General features: G+C 64.7%; 16 protein-coding genes. 2 read left to right on the forward strand and 14 right to left on the reverse strand.

Features of this window, described 5'->3' with window-relative positions; translation table 11 throughout:
- Position 1: 1 nt before the first annotated feature.
- The 3 genes from RMO89_RS00485 to RMO89_RS00495 form a co-directional block, all read right to left on the reverse strand.
- Positions 2-1,219, reverse strand: a complete 1,218-nt coding sequence (locus tag RMO89_RS00485) for a CoA transferase (RefSeq protein ID WP_310530556.1) — start codon at positions 1,217-1,219, stop codon at positions 2-4.
- 117 nt (positions 1,220-1,336) lie between these two features.
- Complete coding sequence (locus tag RMO89_RS00490; RefSeq protein ID WP_310530557.1) at positions 1,337-2,461, reverse strand: MaoC family dehydratase N-terminal domain-containing protein; 1,125 nt, start codon at positions 2,459-2,461, stop codon at positions 1,337-1,339.
- Positions 2,462-2,482: 21 nt separating this feature from the next.
- Positions 2,483-4,087, reverse strand: coding sequence for an AMP-binding protein (locus tag RMO89_RS00495; protein WP_310530559.1), 1,605 nt, complete (start codon positions 4,085-4,087; stop codon positions 2,483-2,485).
- A gap of 63 nt (positions 4,088-4,150) precedes the next feature.
- On the opposite strand from RMO89_RS00495, the gene RMO89_RS00500 reads away from it, so the two are divergent.
- Positions 4,151-4,942 carry an IclR family transcriptional regulator gene (locus RMO89_RS00500; RefSeq protein ID WP_310530560.1) on the forward strand — a complete coding sequence of 264 codons (792 nt, stop codon included), beginning with the start codon at positions 4,151-4,153 and terminating at the stop codon, positions 4,940-4,942.
- Here the strand turns inward: RMO89_RS00500 and RMO89_RS00505 are convergent.
- The 5 genes from RMO89_RS00505 to RMO89_RS00525 form a co-directional block, all read right to left on the reverse strand.
- Positions 4,939-5,592 carry an MIP/aquaporin family protein gene (locus RMO89_RS00505; RefSeq protein ID WP_310530561.1) on the reverse strand — a complete coding sequence of 218 codons (654 nt, stop codon included), beginning with the start codon at positions 5,590-5,592 and terminating at the stop codon, positions 4,939-4,941. The genes RMO89_RS00500 and RMO89_RS00505 overlap by 4 nt on opposite strands.
- Positions 5,589-6,095: an arsenate reductase ArsC gene (locus tag RMO89_RS00510; RefSeq protein ID WP_310530562.1), complete on the reverse strand. Its 507-nt coding sequence runs from the start codon at positions 6,093-6,095 to the stop codon at positions 5,589-5,591. The genes RMO89_RS00505 and RMO89_RS00510 overlap by 4 nt, the downstream gene beginning before the upstream one ends.
- A gap of 8 nt (positions 6,096-6,103) precedes the next feature.
- Complete coding sequence (locus tag RMO89_RS00515; RefSeq protein WP_310530563.1) at positions 6,104-6,433, reverse strand: metalloregulator ArsR/SmtB family transcription factor; 330 nt, start codon at positions 6,431-6,433, stop codon at positions 6,104-6,106.
- 128 nt (positions 6,434-6,561) lie between these two features.
- Positions 6,562-7,986, reverse strand: a complete 1,425-nt coding sequence (locus RMO89_RS00520) for an aldehyde dehydrogenase family protein (protein WP_310530564.1) — start codon at positions 7,984-7,986, stop codon at positions 6,562-6,564.
- Positions 7,987-8,151: 165 nt separating this feature from the next.
- Positions 8,152-9,942, reverse strand: coding sequence for a thiamine pyrophosphate-binding protein (locus RMO89_RS00525; RefSeq protein ID WP_310530565.1), 1,791 nt, complete (start codon positions 9,940-9,942; stop codon positions 8,152-8,154).
- A gap of 200 nt (positions 9,943-10,142) precedes the next feature.
- Here RMO89_RS00525 and RMO89_RS00530 point away from each other — a divergent pair, with 200 nt between their 5' ends.
- Entirely contained in the window at positions 10,143-10,595 is a 453-nt protein-coding gene (locus RMO89_RS00530) for a nuclear transport factor 2 family protein (RefSeq protein ID WP_310530566.1), read from the forward strand.
- 50 nt (positions 10,596-10,645) lie between these two features.
- On the opposite strand, the gene RMO89_RS00535 is transcribed toward RMO89_RS00530, so the two are convergent.
- The 6 genes from RMO89_RS00535 to RMO89_RS00560 form a co-directional block, all read right to left on the reverse strand.
- On the reverse strand, positions 10,646-11,059 hold the full coding sequence (locus RMO89_RS00535; protein ID WP_310530567.1) for an EthD domain-containing protein: 414 nt from the start codon (positions 11,057-11,059) through the stop codon (positions 10,646-10,648).
- 24 nt (positions 11,060-11,083) lie between these two features.
- Positions 11,084-11,692 carry an MSMEG_1061 family FMN-dependent PPOX-type flavoprotein gene (locus RMO89_RS00540; RefSeq protein ID WP_310530568.1) on the reverse strand — a complete coding sequence of 203 codons (609 nt, stop codon included), beginning with the start codon at positions 11,690-11,692 and terminating at the stop codon, positions 11,084-11,086.
- A 5-nt stretch (positions 11,693-11,697) separates the two neighbouring features.
- Positions 11,698-13,293, reverse strand: coding sequence for a gluconolaconase (locus RMO89_RS00545; RefSeq protein ID WP_310530569.1), 1,596 nt, complete (start codon positions 13,291-13,293; stop codon positions 11,698-11,700).
- An 89-nt stretch (positions 13,294-13,382) separates the two neighbouring features.
- Positions 13,383-14,291, reverse strand: coding sequence for an SDR family NAD(P)-dependent oxidoreductase (locus RMO89_RS00550; RefSeq protein WP_310530570.1), 909 nt, complete (start codon positions 14,289-14,291; stop codon positions 13,383-13,385).
- A 202-nt stretch (positions 14,292-14,493) separates the two neighbouring features.
- Complete coding sequence (locus tag RMO89_RS00555) at positions 14,494-15,351, reverse strand: SDR family NAD(P)-dependent oxidoreductase (RefSeq protein WP_310530571.1); 858 nt, start codon at positions 15,349-15,351, stop codon at positions 14,494-14,496.
- Entirely contained in the window at positions 15,351-15,905 is a 555-nt protein-coding gene (locus RMO89_RS00560; RefSeq protein ID WP_310530572.1) for a nuclear transport factor 2 family protein, read from the reverse strand. Before RMO89_RS00560 ends, RMO89_RS00555 begins: the two co-directional genes overlap by 1 nt.
- Positions 15,906-15,968 lie beyond the last annotated feature (63 nt).

Here is a 15,968-nt window from a genome sequence, read left to right on the forward strand (position 1 = left end):
CTCAGGCAACGGTTCCAGCGGCGCGCAGCGCGGCGATGCGATCTTCGTCAAGCCCGAGCAGATCGGCAAGGATCGCGTCGGTGTCCTGTCCAAGCATCGGCGGGGCGGTCACCGGGGCCTGCTGTTCATCAGCGTAACGGATCGGCCGGTTGACCAGAGGAATTGGGCCGAGCGCCGGATGGTCGACCTCGACCACCACGCCGCGCGCCTGGCTCTGCGGCGAGCTCAGCGCCTCCAGCACCGAGAGGATCGGCGCGTGCGGCACTTCGAGTGCGGTAAAGCGCGTCACCAGTTCGGCCACCGTATGCCGCGAGGTATAGGCGCTCACCGCTGCGTTGATTTCCTCACGCGCATCGCGGCGCTGTTCAAGGCTGGCGAAGCGCGGGTCGTCCGCGAGTTCGGGGCGTTCGATGGCGCGGCAGACATTGCCCCAGAACCCGGCGGTCAGGCAGGCGACGACAATCGATCCGTCGCTCGCCGGGAAGACGCCGTAAGGCACGAGGTTGGGATGCTGCGAGCCCTGCGGCTGCGGGTCCGCGCCGGTGAACCAGGCGAGCTGCGGCAGGTAGGCGGACAGGCCGATCAGGCCTTCGGTCAGGCTGACATCGATCAGCCGGCCCTTGCCGGTGCGGGTGCGCTCGAACAGCGCGCCGAGGATGCCGATCGGGCCGGAAATCCCGCCAACCAGATCGCCCATCGGCAGGCCGAGCTTCATCGGCTGGCCGCCGGGTTCGGCGTTCATGTAGAGCGCGCCGGACTGGGCCTGTAGGACAATGTCGAAGCTGGGCATGTCGCGCATCGGGCCGGTCATGCCGTAGCCCGAGATCGCGCAATAGATCAGGCCCGGGTTGATCGCCTTCAGCGCTTCATAGCCGAGGCCGAGCCGGTCCATCACACCCGGGCGGTAATTCTCGATCAGAACATCGCACCTGGCCGCGAGGTCCTTGGCCAGTTGCAATCCGTCGGGGGCCTTGAGGTCGATGACGATCGACTTCTTGCCGCGATTGACGCTGAGGAAATAGTGGCTCTCACCGTCCCGGATCGGCGGGAACGTGCGGGTATCATCGCCGCTGCCGGGCGGTTCCACCTTGATCACTTCGGCGCCAAGATCAGCCAGCGCGAGGCTCGCGGCAGGTCCGGCCAGAACGCGCGTGAAATCAAGCACGCGCACACCGGCAAGCGGGCCGGGCCAAGTTGTGGAGGGTGTTAATTCAGTCATTGTAAGGGCTGTAGCAAGTCCCGCCCCATCAGGGGAGGGGTGGGGGCGAAACGGTCCGTTGCTCCGGTTTCCCGGGCGGATCATCTCGCCCCACGCCCCCCTCCCAAGGGGTAAGGCTCAGCCCTTGCTGGGCAGTTCGGCGATCGACGTACCGAACGCCGAAAGCTCGCCGCGGTGGGTCGTCGCCTTCTGTTCGACTTCGACGTACTTCTTGCCGTTTTCTTCGAACTTGCGCGTAACCACGCCGTCGATGAAGATTGCGTCGCCATCGGGATTGTGGCGGCGGATCTGGCAGTTCGACTTGAACAGGTGGCCATCGTCACCGATCCAGTTGGTCATGTGGTGAGTCAGCCAGCTGCAACGCTCTGGACCGTAATCGTATGCGCCCGGCGCGCCGACTTCGAGAGCGAACTCTTCGTCCCAGTGAACGCGCTCGGGGCAGTCAGGCACGTTGAAGCGGTTCTTGATGGCGAGGCCCGGGTGCGCCTGCTGCATCTTCCACGCCATCTTGTTGGCGCGGATGTAAAGACCGCCCCAGCCCTGGGCGTAACCGATGAAGCCGGTGACCGTCATCGGGCCCTTCATCATGCGCGGCAGGGTCTGGCCCTCGGTCACGTCTTCCCAGTAACGGGGAACGGCACCACGAACTTCCTCGTTGGCATACAGCTCGGAGAATTCGGCCAGCTGCTCTTCGGTGAAGGGCACAACGCGGCCGCGCGCTTCGGTGTACTTGGTGCCGCGCTCACGCGCTTCGTCACGGTCGGTGCGGAACACCCAGCTATCGCCTTCGGCAACGAGTTCATTGTGCTGGTTGTAGAAATCGACGTGGTAGATCTGCTGGAACGAGCGACCGGCGAACTTGGTCTGGTGCTCGACGAGATCCTTGAGGTAAGCCTCGGTGCGGATGGTGTCGTTGCGGAACACCGGCTTGTGCCAGGTCCAGTCAGCGCCGGCCCACATGGCGTGAACGCCCGAGAGGCCACCGCAGTAGCCCGAAACAATGCGGCTGGTCGAGAACATGAAGCTCGGCAGAGCGATCAGCGAGCCATAGCGGGTCTTTTCCGCGTACTCGGGATCGCACCACAGCGGGTTATCGTCGCCGATACCGTGGGCATAGTGACGGATGGCGTCGCGGGTGGCTTCATAGTTCCACGGCTCGACAGTGTTGGTGATCTTGACGCCGATGCGCGAACGCAGGTCGGCAAGACCTTCCTCGGTGATCTTGGGGAATTTGGCTGACATTTTTCTCTTCTCCTGAAGGGTTCAGGCGGCCGAGGCGGCGGCCTTCGCCGCTTCCTGGTCGCGAAGCATCTTGCGGTGGACCTTGCCCGCGGGATTCTTGGGCAGCTCCTTCACAAATTCGACAATACGCGGGAATTCATGCTGGGCGAGCCGCTCACGCGTGAAGTCCTGCAATTCCTTGACGAGGGCCGGTGAGCCTTCGCAATTGGCGACGACGAAGGCCTTTACGACCTGTCCGCGCGCTTCATCGGGCACGCCGATCACGCCGCATTCCAGCACATTGTCATGGCGCAGCATGGTATTCTCGATCTCGACCGCCGACATGGTCCAGCCGGCGGAAATGATCACGTCATCGGCGCGGCCACAGTGGTAGAAATAGCCGTCCTCGTCGATCTTCGCGCGGTCCTTGGTGGTCATCCATCCGGGTTCCTGTCCCTTTTGGGCTCTCCACAGCATCAGTTCGCCGATTTCGCCCGGATCGCAAGGGCTGCCATCGGGGCGCTGCACTTCGAGCTTCTGTCCGGGGACCGCCTTGCCGAGCGAGCCGGGCTTTACCACGAAGTCTGGCGCGCCGGGGAAGTTGACCAGCACGACGCCGATCTCGGTCGTGCCGTACATCGAGCAGGCCGGGACCTTGAAATACTCGTCGATCCACTCAAGCGTGGCCGGATCGATCGGTTCGCCGGTGTAGCTCAGCTTCTTGAAGTGGAAGTGGTAATCGCCTGCCCCAGAGGCCATAGCGCCGCTGTTCTTCATCATGCGGTAATGAGTAGCGGCGGCGCTCATGTTGGTGATGCCGTAATCGTCGAGCGCCTTCATCAGCCGTACCGGATCGAAGCGGCCTGCGAAAGTGCCGGTGGTCACGCCCATCGCCAGAGGGGCAAGCGTGCCGTGCCACAGGCCGTGGCCCCAGGCAGGGCTGGACGGGCAGAAAAACTCGTCGCCCGGGCGGATGCCGGTGCCATAGAGCGCCGCGAACATCAGCGTCACCAGCGTGCGGTGCGAATGCTTGACCGCCTCGGGCAGCTCGCGCGTGGTGCCGCTGGTGTACTGGAACACGGCCATGTCATTGGCCTTGGACTTGGGCGTATAGGTTTCGGGATACTGCTTGATCACGTCGAGCAGGCCATCATCGGCGACAACGATGCGCGGCAGGCCATCGGAGCCGACCGAACCGCGCGCCAGTTCTTCCTTCTCGCGGTTGGTGATCAGGATCGTGGGATTGCAGTCGCCCACGCGCAGCTTGAGTGCGTCAGGGCCAAACAGGGTGAACAGCGGCACCGAGATCGCGCCGGTCTGCATCGCGCCGAACAGGCAGACATAGAACGGCAGGCTGGGCTCGAGCATGAAGGCGATGCGGTCGCCCTTCTGGATGCCCTGCGCGTCGAGCCAGTGGGCGAACTGCGCCGCGCCGGCGGAGATCGTGTCGAAGCTGAGGATTTCATCCGCACCATCCGCGTGAGCGATGCGAACCGCCGGGCGGCCCGTGCCGTCAGCGTGGCGGGTGATGCACTCATGCGCGATGTTCAGGTCTTCGCGGTCGCCGTCAAACAGCTCCCACAGCGCGGCCGAGGAGGCGTGGGCCTGAGCATCGGCATAGCTGGTGTAATCGGTGAGTCGGGTCATGATCAGCGCCTATGGCAGAACGCGCTTGCCATTGCAAATACAGAATGCTATTCAATATACAGAATGACGAACGCCCAAGCCAACCCCGAACTTGCCGCCGCCGTAAAGGACAGCAAGGCCCCGGCGATCAGCCGCGCGGCGGCGGTGCTGCGCCTGCTTGGTCGCAGCGACACAGCGCTCGGGCTCAACCCGATCGCGCGCGAACTTGGGCTCAATCCCAGCACCTGCCTCTATGTCCTGCGGGCACTGGTGGCGGAGGAGCTGGTGTCCTTCGATCCCGATACCAAGCGCTATGCGCTCGCCTCGGGCGTGCTCACCCTTGCGCGCGGCTGGCTGCGCAAAGACGAGTTCGCGCAATTGGCGCAGGCCCCGCTTGACCGGCTGAGCCGCGAATTTGGCGTGACCATGCTGGGGGTCGAGATCTTCGGCATCGATCATCTGATTGCCGTTGCGGTGAGCCAAGCCGGCGGCGGCTTCCAGATTGCCACGCAGGTCGGCAGCCGCTTCCCAGCACTGATCAGCGCCACCGGACGCTGCATCGCAGCCTTCGGCGGGTATGGTGAGGGCCAGCTCAAGGCGCGGTTCGATACGCTGCGCTGGGAAGACCCGCCCAGCTTTGCCGAATGGATGGAGCAGGTCGGCCAGACCCGCGCGCAGGGCTTCGGTATCGACGCGGGCAATTACATGGCCGGCGTCACGGTCATCGCCGCGCCGGTGTGGAAGGCTCCGGGCAAGCCGAGCCACGCGCTCGTCGCCATCGGGCTTTCGGCGGCCTTGCAGCGCGCCGGCTTGCCCGAATTGCAGGTGGCGCTGGTCGAGGAGGCGCGAGTGCTTACCCGGCAGATGGGCGGTTAGTCCTTCGCTGGGAAAATGACCAGCGCCGCGCCCCAACCGGCGAGCGCGCCAGCAAATTGCGCGGCGATGAAGGCCGGCGCGTTCTCCGGAGCGATCCCCGCAAAGGTGTTCGACAGCGACCGCGCAATGGTGATCGCCGGGTTGGCGAAGCTGGTCGATGATGTGAACCAATAGGCGGCCGTGATGTAGAGCGCGACGGCAATGGGCACAGCCTCGGGCCGCGATTTGAGCGTGCCGAGGATCGTCAGCAGCAGCCCGAACGTGGCGACGAATTCGCCCGTCCATTGCCCGATGCCGGTGCGGATATGCTGCGATGTCTGAAGGATTGGCAGGTCAAACATGGCATGGGTTGTCCACACGCCCAGCACGCCGCCGATCACTTGCGCGGCGATATAGACAATGGCGGTGCGGCTGGTGATCTCGCGCCGAAGCCGCATCACGACGGTCACCGCCGGGTTGAAATGCGCGCCAGATACCGGGCCAAGCATGGTGATCAGCACGAAGAGCATCGCGCCGGTGGCGATGGTGTTGCCCAGCAGGGCGACTGCAATGTTCCCGCCGGCAAGCTGCTCGGCCATGACGCCCGAACCGATCACCGTGGCGAAAAGCAGGAACGATCCCAGCGCCTCGCCCAAAATCTCCGGCTTCATGCTGCTCCGTCCATCTGACCGATCCGGGCCAGTTCGCGCTTCAGTTCGGCGCGGTCCATTGTTTCGAACGGCAGGGCGAGCAGGGCGCGGGCGCGCATTTCCAGCCACGCCCAGGTCTGCTCGAAGGCCGTATCCTCGGCCACATCGCCGCCCGTTTCGTCAGCCGGGTCAGGCAGGCCCCAATGCACTTTGAGCGGCGCGCCAAGGAACACCGGGCAAGCCTCGTCAGCAGCATTGCCGCAGACGGTGATGGCAAGGTCTATCGGCGGCGCGTCTGGCCCGGTGAACTCGTTCCACGACTTGGAGCGGAAGCCGGCGGTATCGATGCCCTTGCGTGCCAGCAGTCGCAGCGCGGCGGGGTGCGGCACGCCCTTGGGCTTGCTCCCGGCGCTGTGCGAGACGATGCGCTCGCCGCCAAGCTGCGCCAGAATTGCCTCACCCAGGATCGAGCGGGCAGAATTGCCGGTGCACAGCACCAGCACGGAAAACGGTCTATGCGCCATCGCTGGTGTCAACCGCAGGCAGAGGCAGGGGCCGCGATTGCAGGGTCGCAGGATGCGCCGCCGCAGCAGTTATCGGTGAGGTAGCCCATCACCCCGCGCATCGCGTCAAAGTCCGCCGCATAGATGATCGAGCGGCTCTGGCGGCGCTGGGTGGCAAGGCCGGCATGGACCAGCTGGGCCAGGTGGAAGCTCATCGAGCTCGCGGGGAGGCCGAGTTCTTCAGCGATTGCGCCAGCGGGCATTCCGTCAGGTCCCGCGACAACCAGCAGTCGGAAAGCGGCAAGGCGGTGTTCCTGTGCAAGGGCGCCAAGCGCGCGGATGACGGTATCGGGTTGCATCGCTTGTTCCAATAATTCGATAACTATCGAAATATGGAAGTGATAGGCGCCTGTCAAGCTTGCCCAAACGACAAAGGGCGGAGCATGGTCTCCCATGCCCCGCCCCGGTAATGCGATTTCGCCAGCGATCAGCCGGCGGCGTTCCAGCCGACAATCGCCTTGGTCTCGACGTATTCGGCAAAGCCCTCGACGCCCCATTCGCGGCCATTGCCCGAGCGCTTGTAGCCACCGAACGGTGCGTTGAAATCAAACCCGCCGTTGACCCAAATCGCGCCGGTGCGCATCCGCTTGGATACATCGCGCGCCACGGTCAGGTCCTCGCCCGAGACATAGCCGCCAAGGCCGAAATCGCTGTCGTTGGCGATCTCTACCGCGTGGTCGAGGTCGTCATAGCCGATCATCACCAGCACCGGCCCGAAGATTTCCTCGCGGGCGATGACCATGTCATTGTTGCCGACGAAGACGGTGGGACGGACGAACCAGCCCTTGTCGATGCCTTCGGGACGTCCCGGTCCGCCGGCGATGAGCGTTGCGCCCTCGTCGATGCCCTTGGTGATGTAGTCCTGAATAATGTTGTACTGGCTCTTGGAGACGACCGGACCCATGGCGAAGTTGCCGGTGGGGTCGCCCACGGTGACGCCATTGGCCGCCCCGGCAGCGGCGGCGATGGCTTCTTCCATGCGCGCGGCAGGCACCAGCAGGCGCGAACCGGCCGAGCAGGTCTGGCCCGAATTGCCCATCATGCCGCCGGTTGCCCCGGCGACATTGGCGGCCATCGAAGCGTCGTCGAGCACGATCCACGCAGACTTGCCGCCCAGTTCCAGCCCGACGCGCTTGACCGTGTCGGCGGCGTCCTTCTGGATCTGCACGCCGACCGGCTCCGAGCCGGTGAACGAGATCATGTCAACGTCCTTGTGCCGCGAAAGCGCCGCACCGATGACGCTGCCTGCGCCCTGGATCATGTTGAACACGCCGGCCGGAACGCCTGCCGTGTGCAGGATTTCAGCGAGGATCTGCGCCGAATAGGGGGCGAGTTGCGGCGGCTTCAGGATCATCGTGCAGCCGGTGGCGAGGGCCGGGGCGATCTTCACGCAGGTCTGGTTCATCGGCCAGTTCCACGGGGTGATCAGGCCGCAGACGCCGATCGGTTCCTTGCGGATCATCGTTACGCCGCGCTCTTCCTCGAACTTGTAGGTCTTCAGAACCTCAAGCGCGGTGCCAATGTGGCCCTTGCCGAGCAGCGTGTGGAAACCGCAGCCGAGCGAGAGCGGCGCGCCCATTTCCTCGGTAACGGCCTCGCCCAGTTCGCGCTCGCGGCGTTCATATTCGGCGAGAATCGCGCCGAGCAGGTCGATGCGTTCGGCTACCGTGCTGACCGACCACGAAGCGAAGGCGCGGCGGGCGGCGGCAACCGCCTTGTCGACATCGGCTTCACTGCCGAGCGAGATCGTGCCCGATACGGCCTCGGTCGCCGGGTTGATGACCTCGGCGGTCTTGGGCGTGATGGGATCGACGAAAGCGCCGTCGATGTAGAACTGGGTGTAATTGCGCATTTGCCTCTCCTCGATCCTCCCCGGAACGGGGAGGGGGACCATCCGAAGGATGGGGGAGGGGGCTATCCGCCGGGTGCTTCCCTGGCAAGGGCGCGCCAAGTCGTGAGCCCCCTCCGTCACGCGCTATGCGCGCGCCACCTCCCCGCAAGCGGGGAGGATTTTCTCTTACTGCGTGCCTTCGGCGTACCAGGTGCGGAAGCGTTCGTACTTCGGCATTTCTTCCGAGTTCGCCTTGGGATCAATCGGCACGTGGATCACCGAGGGGCCGCCGCCGGCATCGATATGGGCATAGGCGCGGGCGATGGCCGGGCCGATCTCGTCAGCGGTGCGGACGAATTCGCCGCGCGCGCCAAGGCCTTCGGCGATCTTGTCAAAACGGACCTTGTCGGACCAGTGCGTGCCGGTTTCCGCCGTGCCCTGGCCGAAGGTGCGCTTGTAGACGCCGACTTCAAGGCCCCACTGGAAGTCGACCGCGACAACGCAGACCAGCGGCAGGTTCTTGCGCACCGCGACTTCAAGCTCGCCTATGTGGAACAGGAACGAGGAGTCCGAGGTGACGAGCATGCCGGGGCGGCCGGGGCCGTTCTCTGCAATGTCAGCCAGCATGGCGCCATTGGCATAGGGCAGGCCGGTGCCGATGTGGCCGTAGTTCTGGTTCCAGATCACGTCGTGCGGCTTGCACTGGTTATAGGTCCAGCCGAAGATCACCGAAGCGCCGCCATCGCGGATCATGATGCCTTCAGGCGGGAAGTGCTTGGTCGCCTCGACGATGAAGCGGCTGGTGTGGACCGCGACATTGCCGGTGCCGTCGCTCTTGGTCAGGGTTTCCTCGGCCAGTTCAGCCAGTTCCTCGGCGCCGTCCTTCATGAAGCGCTGCAGGCCCGGAGCTTCCTCGCGGCCTTCGCCCAGCGCGCGGCTGAGCTGCGGCACGACGGCGCGAACGTCACCGACCAGCGGGATGTCGATCGGGCGGTTGACGCCGATGGCGGTCGCATCCTGCTGGACGTAGATCCACTTGCGGGTCGCCTCGCCATCGTACCAGTGGCGCCAGCGGCCAAAGTGCAGCGGCTCGCCCAGTTCGGTGCCGAGCGCGACAACAACGTCGCATTCCTCGACCGCGTCGATCGAGGCATCGGAGAACACGTACTGGAAGGTGCGGTCCTCAAGCCCCTTGATGTAAGATGTGCCGCCCGAGGTCTGGATCACCGGGCAGTTCATCTTCATGGCCAGTTCGCGCACGGCTTCGCCCGACTTGGTGGTGTGCACCGCGTGGCCGACGAGCAGGATCGGATTCTTGGCTTCCATGATCGCCTTCGCCGCTTCGGCAATACGGTCACCGTCAGCGCCCTGATTGGTCAGGCGGTAACGGCTGGGAGCCGGAACCGGCGTGGGGTCGACTTCCTCAAGGATCACGTTCGAGGGATATTCGATGTAGCAGGGGCCCGGCGTGCCCGACATGGCGATACGGATCGCTTCGTGGACGATCTCGTCTACCTGGTCGGCATATTCGATCACGCCCGAATACTTGACCGAATCCGCGATCATCGGTTCCTGACGGACGAACTGGATGCGGCCGCGGCGGACGCGCTGTTCGGTGATGCGGGCGCGCTGGCCGCCAAGGAAGATGACCGGCGAATTCTCGACCTTGCAGCACTGGATCGCGGGCATCATGTTGGCAAGGCCCGGCCCGAGCGTGCCGAAGCAGACGGCGGGCTTGCCGGTTATGCGGCTGGCAGCTTCGGCCATGAAGCCGGCGGCAGCTTCGTGCCGGGGCGAAACCACGGTCCAGCCGCGGCTTTCGGCTTCGAGGCAGAGGTGGACGAAGTTCGGATCGGGAATGCCGAACAGGGTCTTGATGCCTTCAGCCTCGAACAGGTCGAGCAGGCGCTTGTAGACGGGAACGCCCTTGGGCTTGGCGCCGGTATCGGCGGTGTCGGGCGTATCGGCGTAGCTCATGGCTCAACTTTCCCTGCAGTCTGGTCCGATTGCGGACACGGTCAATTTTCAGCCTCGCGGATTGCCGAACTTGCCCGCTGCCCGCAATGGCAAAGCAGGACGCACCGGCGATGGAATCGGGATGGTGGGCGAGCGGCTTGATCGCCGGGCCGCCACCGCGCTAGCCACGCGCCACGAAAACCCGGGAAGGATTGAATGCCATGGCCAAGTTCGAGGCAAACCAGGTCGCCGACGTGCTGGCGATCCATCAGGTCATCAACGAATGGGCGTTCGAGATGGACGTCAACAATGGCCTGACCATGGCGCCGCTGCTGACCGAGGACTGCCAGTATGTTGTGCGCGGTGAATGCCGCGACGGGCGCGATGCCGTGGTGGCGTTCTACACCGCGCGGCTCGGTGAATTCCCCGATGGCCCGCCGATCCACCGCCATGCGCTGGCCAACCAGCGGGTGACATTCAAGTCAGCGGATGAGGCGCGCTGCGACTTCAACCTGACCTATTTCTCCAGCATTGTCCTGAAGATGGGCGCGAACATCGCCGATCCGTTTTCTTATGCGGATGTGTGGATGGACTGCCGGCGTGAAGCCGATGGCCACTGGCGGATCGCGAGTTTCGATTCGACGCCGGTATTTGTGCGCACGCCCAAAGCCTGACCGTCATCCCGGCCTGCGCCGGGATGACGGACTGCTTCTCGTGCACAACCTCAATCCCCGTGGACGATCTCGACCCGTGTCGCCTCGCCTTCCGGCCCCATCGGCGAATCGTATTCGATCACCGAACACACCGGGTTCACATGGCTGGCAAACAGGTTGAGCTCATCCTCCATGATCGCGGGCAGACGCGCCGGGTCTGATATGATGCGCTGCGAGGCTTCGAATTCCTCGCGGCTATTCCACCAGATTTCCATCAGGCAGTCATAGCCGGGATCGTGGACCTCGCCGGTCACCGGGTTCTTTTCCGGCACGAGGTAACGCCGGACATAGCGCTGCGCCCCCGGTAGCGAAGGCGCACGGCCCTGACGCTTCGAAAGCTGCGAATGCTGGTTTTCGTAATAGTCGAGGAACGCGTCCATCGACATGTCGGGACGCTTGCGGAAGAAGCAGATCTGCTTGAACATCGGTGGCCTTCCTTGAATTCGCGGTCAGTTCCAGAGATCGTGTTCGCGTTCCTTGGTAATCGCGTCGAACATCTCTTCGATTTCGGGCTTGCCGAGCGCTTCGGCATAGATCTTGCCGTAGGAGATCGTCATCGGATCGCCCCAGGTCTCGGGCTTCCACAGGCCCGCGCGCAGCACCGGGCGCGAGCAGTGGAAGAAGGCGCGCTCGATCTCGACACGCATCATCAGCAGCGCCGGCTTGCCGCCCATGGCGTGGCGCTGACACAGGTCGGCGTCGTCAATCAGCGTGGCGCGGCCGGTGACCCGCAGCGTGTCGTTGGTCGGCGGGCAAAGGAACAGCAGCGAGATGCGCCCGTTGGCAAGGATGTTGCTCAGCCCCATCTTGAGCTGGTTGCCGGGCCGTTCGGGGATCAGCAGGGTGCGCTCATCGACTACCTCGACAAAGCCGGCACCGTCGCCCTTGGGGCTGATCTCGATGCCGTCCGGGCCTTCGGTGCCGATGAACAGGAACGGGCTGCGCGCCACGAAGGCGAGCGCCTGTTCGTCGAGCCGGTCGCCCACTTTCGCGGCGGCGCGCGGGCTGGCGTCAGGGATGATCGCCGCCAGTTGCTCCCGCGTCTCGATCCGCGCCACGGCGGCTACTCCGGCTTCAGTGCCAGCACCGATCCTTCGGCGCTGCCAGCAATGTAGATCGTCCCGTCCGCCCCGGCAGCGATGCCCGACATGGTCCACATCGGCCCGCAGAAGATGCCGATGCCGCCGAGGCGGGGCATTTCCATGCCTACCGGCGCACCGACCGGCAGGCTGGAGGCGAGCACTTGGCGCGCGCCGCCCGACAGATCGGTGGAGATCAGTTCCTTGGTCCGCACGTCGAGCACCAGCAGCCGCCCGCCAAGAACCGCGAGGCCTTCAGGCCGGCCGAGCCCGTCGATCACGGTTTCGCTGCGTCCGCCGGCGATCTTGACCACGCGGCCGGCCTCCGTTTCCGCAACATAGATCGTGCCGTCCGGGCCAATTGCCACGCCGCTTGGTTTGTCGAGGCCGCTGGCGAGGTCTTCGACGTTGCCGTCCTTCGCGCTCTGAACCTTGCCGGTCTGGGCATCGGTGAACACCGCCGCGCCGTCCGCGGCCAGTGTCACGCCCATCGGCACCCCAAGGCCGGACGCGAGCACGTCGCTTTCGCCCAGCGCGGGACGGAACCTTGCGACCGTGCCGGCCGCCGTGGTCACCACCCATTCGCCGGGCCCCGATGCGGCGACATCGCGTGTCCAGCCGGGGAAGCCGGGTGAGAACAGGTGGCCGACCAGCTGCGGATCGCCACCCGCTGTGACCGTATAGACAAATCCGCCATCGGCGACGAACAGGGCACCATCAGGTCCGACCGCGAGGCCGAGTGGCCACTGCAGCCCGCGTTCGAGCAGCGGCTTGGCCACGCCGGGGGCGGTAATCTCGTGGATCGATCCGGTGATGTGGCTGACGAAGATGCGCTTGCCGACGAAGGTCACGTTGTCGAGCCCCGGCCCGATGTTGGCGAGCACTTCCTGCGATCCGGTGCGCGGGTCGATCTTGAGCACTTGCCCCGAATGGACCTGCGTCGAAACGATGTAGCCATCGGGATGGAACTTCACCGAATCGGGAACGCCGAGGTCTTTCGCCACGACTTCGGGCTCGCCCCCGTCCAGTCCGATGCGCCAGATTTCATTCGCGCCCTGTGCCGGGAAATAGAGCTTGCCGTCGGGACCGACGTCAAAGGCGTTGACCATCGGCACGTGCTCGAGAAGCACCTTGGGTGCACCGCCATTGCGGTCCAGTTCCATGATCCGTGCATCGAGCGTCAGTTCGCCGACGATCAGCCGGCCCTGATGGAAGGTGATCGGGTTGGCCGTGTTGATCTCGCCCTGCAGCACCTGCGCGGTGCCGTTGGGGCGCAGCACCGACACACGGTTGAGCGTGATCTCGGTGCAATACAGATTGCCCTCGTCATCAAAGACAAGGTCGTCAGGCGCGGTGATGCCGCCGCCTATTGCCGTGAGCGCCGACACTTCGCCGCTGTCGGGATCGATCGTGGAAACGCGGCTGCCCGCGACTTGCGCGACGTAGATCTTGCCGTCCGCGCCGGTGCGGATGCCGTTCGCCCCGGCCAGCCGGCTCGGGCAGGTGGCGCGGGTCAGCGTCCAGCCCTCGGCCACCTGTGCCGACGGATTTTCTGCAGGGCGGCCGCTTGCCAAGGTCATTGCACTCTCCCGGTTTTATCCGGTCGCAATGTTTCGTCCGGCGCGGCGAAGCGCAACCATGAATTGCGCGCCGGAGCGATGCCTTGGGATCAGCTCCCCACCATCCCGAAGCTAATGCCCAGATGCGCGCCAAAGCCGCCCTCGGCAGGATGGAAGGTGAGATTGTTCGACGGATCGCGGATCGCGTCCATGCTTTCGGCCACGGAGTCGATTGACCAGTCCTTGTGCCAGACGCCGTGGGTTTCAGTGACATAGACCCGCGCCATGCGGCCGGCGACGGCGGCATAGATCTCGGCGCTGATCGCGCAGTCTTCATGGGCGAGGTAGCCGACCATCGGGGCGACCAGCGCCGGGTCCATCGGCGGGAACTGGCTGGTGTCGATCCCCTCGGCCATGCGCGTCACCGCGCCGGGCAGGATGACATTGCTCTTCACGCCAAATTCGTTGCCCTCGACGCTGATGGCATTGTTGAGCCCGATCATGCTCGCCTTCGACATGGCGTAATGCACGGTCTGCGGCATGGTGTAGATGCCGCCGATCGACCCGGTCAGCACGACGCGGCCATAGCCTGCCGCCTTCATAAGTGGGAAGGCCGGGCGCACGACATTGAACGCGCCCATCATGTGCACATCGACCAGCGCGCGGAACGCCTCATGCGTGATCTCGTCGAGCGGATCGAAGCGGGTGTTGCCGGCGTTGTGGATCAGTACGTCGATCCGGCCCCAGGTATCGAGCGCTGCATCGATGATCGCCTTCCCGCCCTCTGCCGTGGCGACGCTTTCGGTGCAGGCGACAGCCTCGCCGCCCTCGGCCTTGATCTGGTCGACCGCCTGCTGCGCGACCGAGGTGTCGGCGCCCGAGCCGTCGAGCGCGGAGCCGTTGTCGTTGATCACGATCTTCGCGCCCAGCGAGGCGAGCAGGCGGGCATATTCGAAGCCCAGTCCGCGGCCCGATCCGGTGATGACGGCGACACGGCCATCGAAGCGACGTTGGGTCATTTGCAGGTTCCAGTCTATTTGCGCTCTCGCTCGTCATGCTGAACTCGTTTCAGCATCCATCAAGCCTCAGGCGCAGTTTATGGTATCGACGAAAAACGGCCCCGTTGCGCCCTGATCGGTACGAAGCGCGTGAGGAGGAATGGATCCTGAAACAAGTTCAGGATGACGGTTGGTTTGCGGCTTGATACTGATCCCGACCAAGTCACACCGGCCCAAAAATCGGTGCGCCGCGCTCTTCGCGCAGCGAGGGGATGGTGCGGCCGTCCTTGTCGGTGACGCCGTATGCTTCGGCCAGTTCGGCAACGATCCAGCTGCCGCCGGTGCGCTCCATCTGGTCGGGCGCGCCGGCTAGCGCGGTCACCACCCGGCCGACAAATTCGGGCGAGGAACCCACCGCCGAATTGAGCTGGCTGGCCATGCCGGGAACCGTTTTCAGGTTCTCGATGGCGCGCTCGGTATAAGTGAAGCCCTGCCACAGCGAGACACTGGCCACGCCGTGGGGCTTGAGTTCGACGCCCATGTCGCGCGCCATGCGGTCGGTCGCGGACTTGGCCATGCCGAACATCACGTCATAGGTATAGGTGCGCCCGACATAGCCCGACATGAAGGCGATGAGTCCGGACTTCTGCGGCACCATGATCTTTGCCGCGTAGTGGCTGGCGATGAAGGCAGCGCGCACGCCAACCTCCCAGATGTCCCATTCGTCTGCCAGCGGCTTCTCCCAGAAGCCCTTCCGCTCGGTCATCGACTGCGGGATCGCCATGGCATTGTTGACGAGGATGTCGAGCCGGCCCTGCTCGTCCTGCACGCGGGCGAACAGCGCCTCGATCGTGCCATCGTCATGCAGGTCGAGCGCCACGCCCACGCCCTTGCCGCCCCGCGCTTCGATCTCCGCGAGCGTTTCGCCGATTGTGCCGGGGAGCGGGTTCGAGCCTGAATTGACCGTGCGCGCGGTGACGTAAACCGTGGCCCCCGCCTCGGCGAGGACGCAGGCCGTGCCCTTGCCGATGCCCCGGCTCGCCCCGGTGACGACCGCGACCTTTCCTGCCAGCGGCTGCATCAGAACGGCTTGCCCGCAAAGAAAGCCACGCTGGCATCGTCCTTCACCCGGCCGGTGTAGTTCGGTCCGTGGAAGGGATAGCCCATGATGCCGGTGCTCCAGTCGGCGCTCTGGCCCCAGTCCTGATACCAGTCATAAAGCATGGTACGGTGGGCGATGGCCCATTTCCCGTCCCGCTTCTCCATCGTATCCAGATAGCGCCCGCCAATGCAGGTATCGCGCTCGCCAACGCCTTCGCCCATGTCGACGCGGTGGTAGGAGATGACGTAGGTTTCGGCCTTGGCCCCAAGACATTCGGTTCCGCCATCAATGTCGATCACCGTCTGGCCAAGCACGTGCTGCGTGTTGGTTATCGCGTCCGCCCCCGGCGTGACCCATGCGAGGTATTCGGGGAAGCTGCCCTTGTACATCGCATAGTCGAAAGTCGAATCCGGCCAGAAACAGGCGCTCAGCACTTCGGGCTGGCGGCGGTCCTCACCGCGCGCGAGGCGGGCCACGCAATCGCGGATGGCTTCCTTGTCGATCAGGGCCTGAAGCTGTGCGGCGGTATCCATGCATGCTCTCCCGAAGCTGTTCGCGTTCCGTGATTGCGGGTTCCGAAAGCTGGTGCAAGCGTT

This window comes from Novosphingobium sp. (genome assembly GCF_031424035.1).
Lineage (GTDB): Bacteria > Pseudomonadota > Alphaproteobacteria > Sphingomonadales > Sphingomonadaceae > Novosphingobium.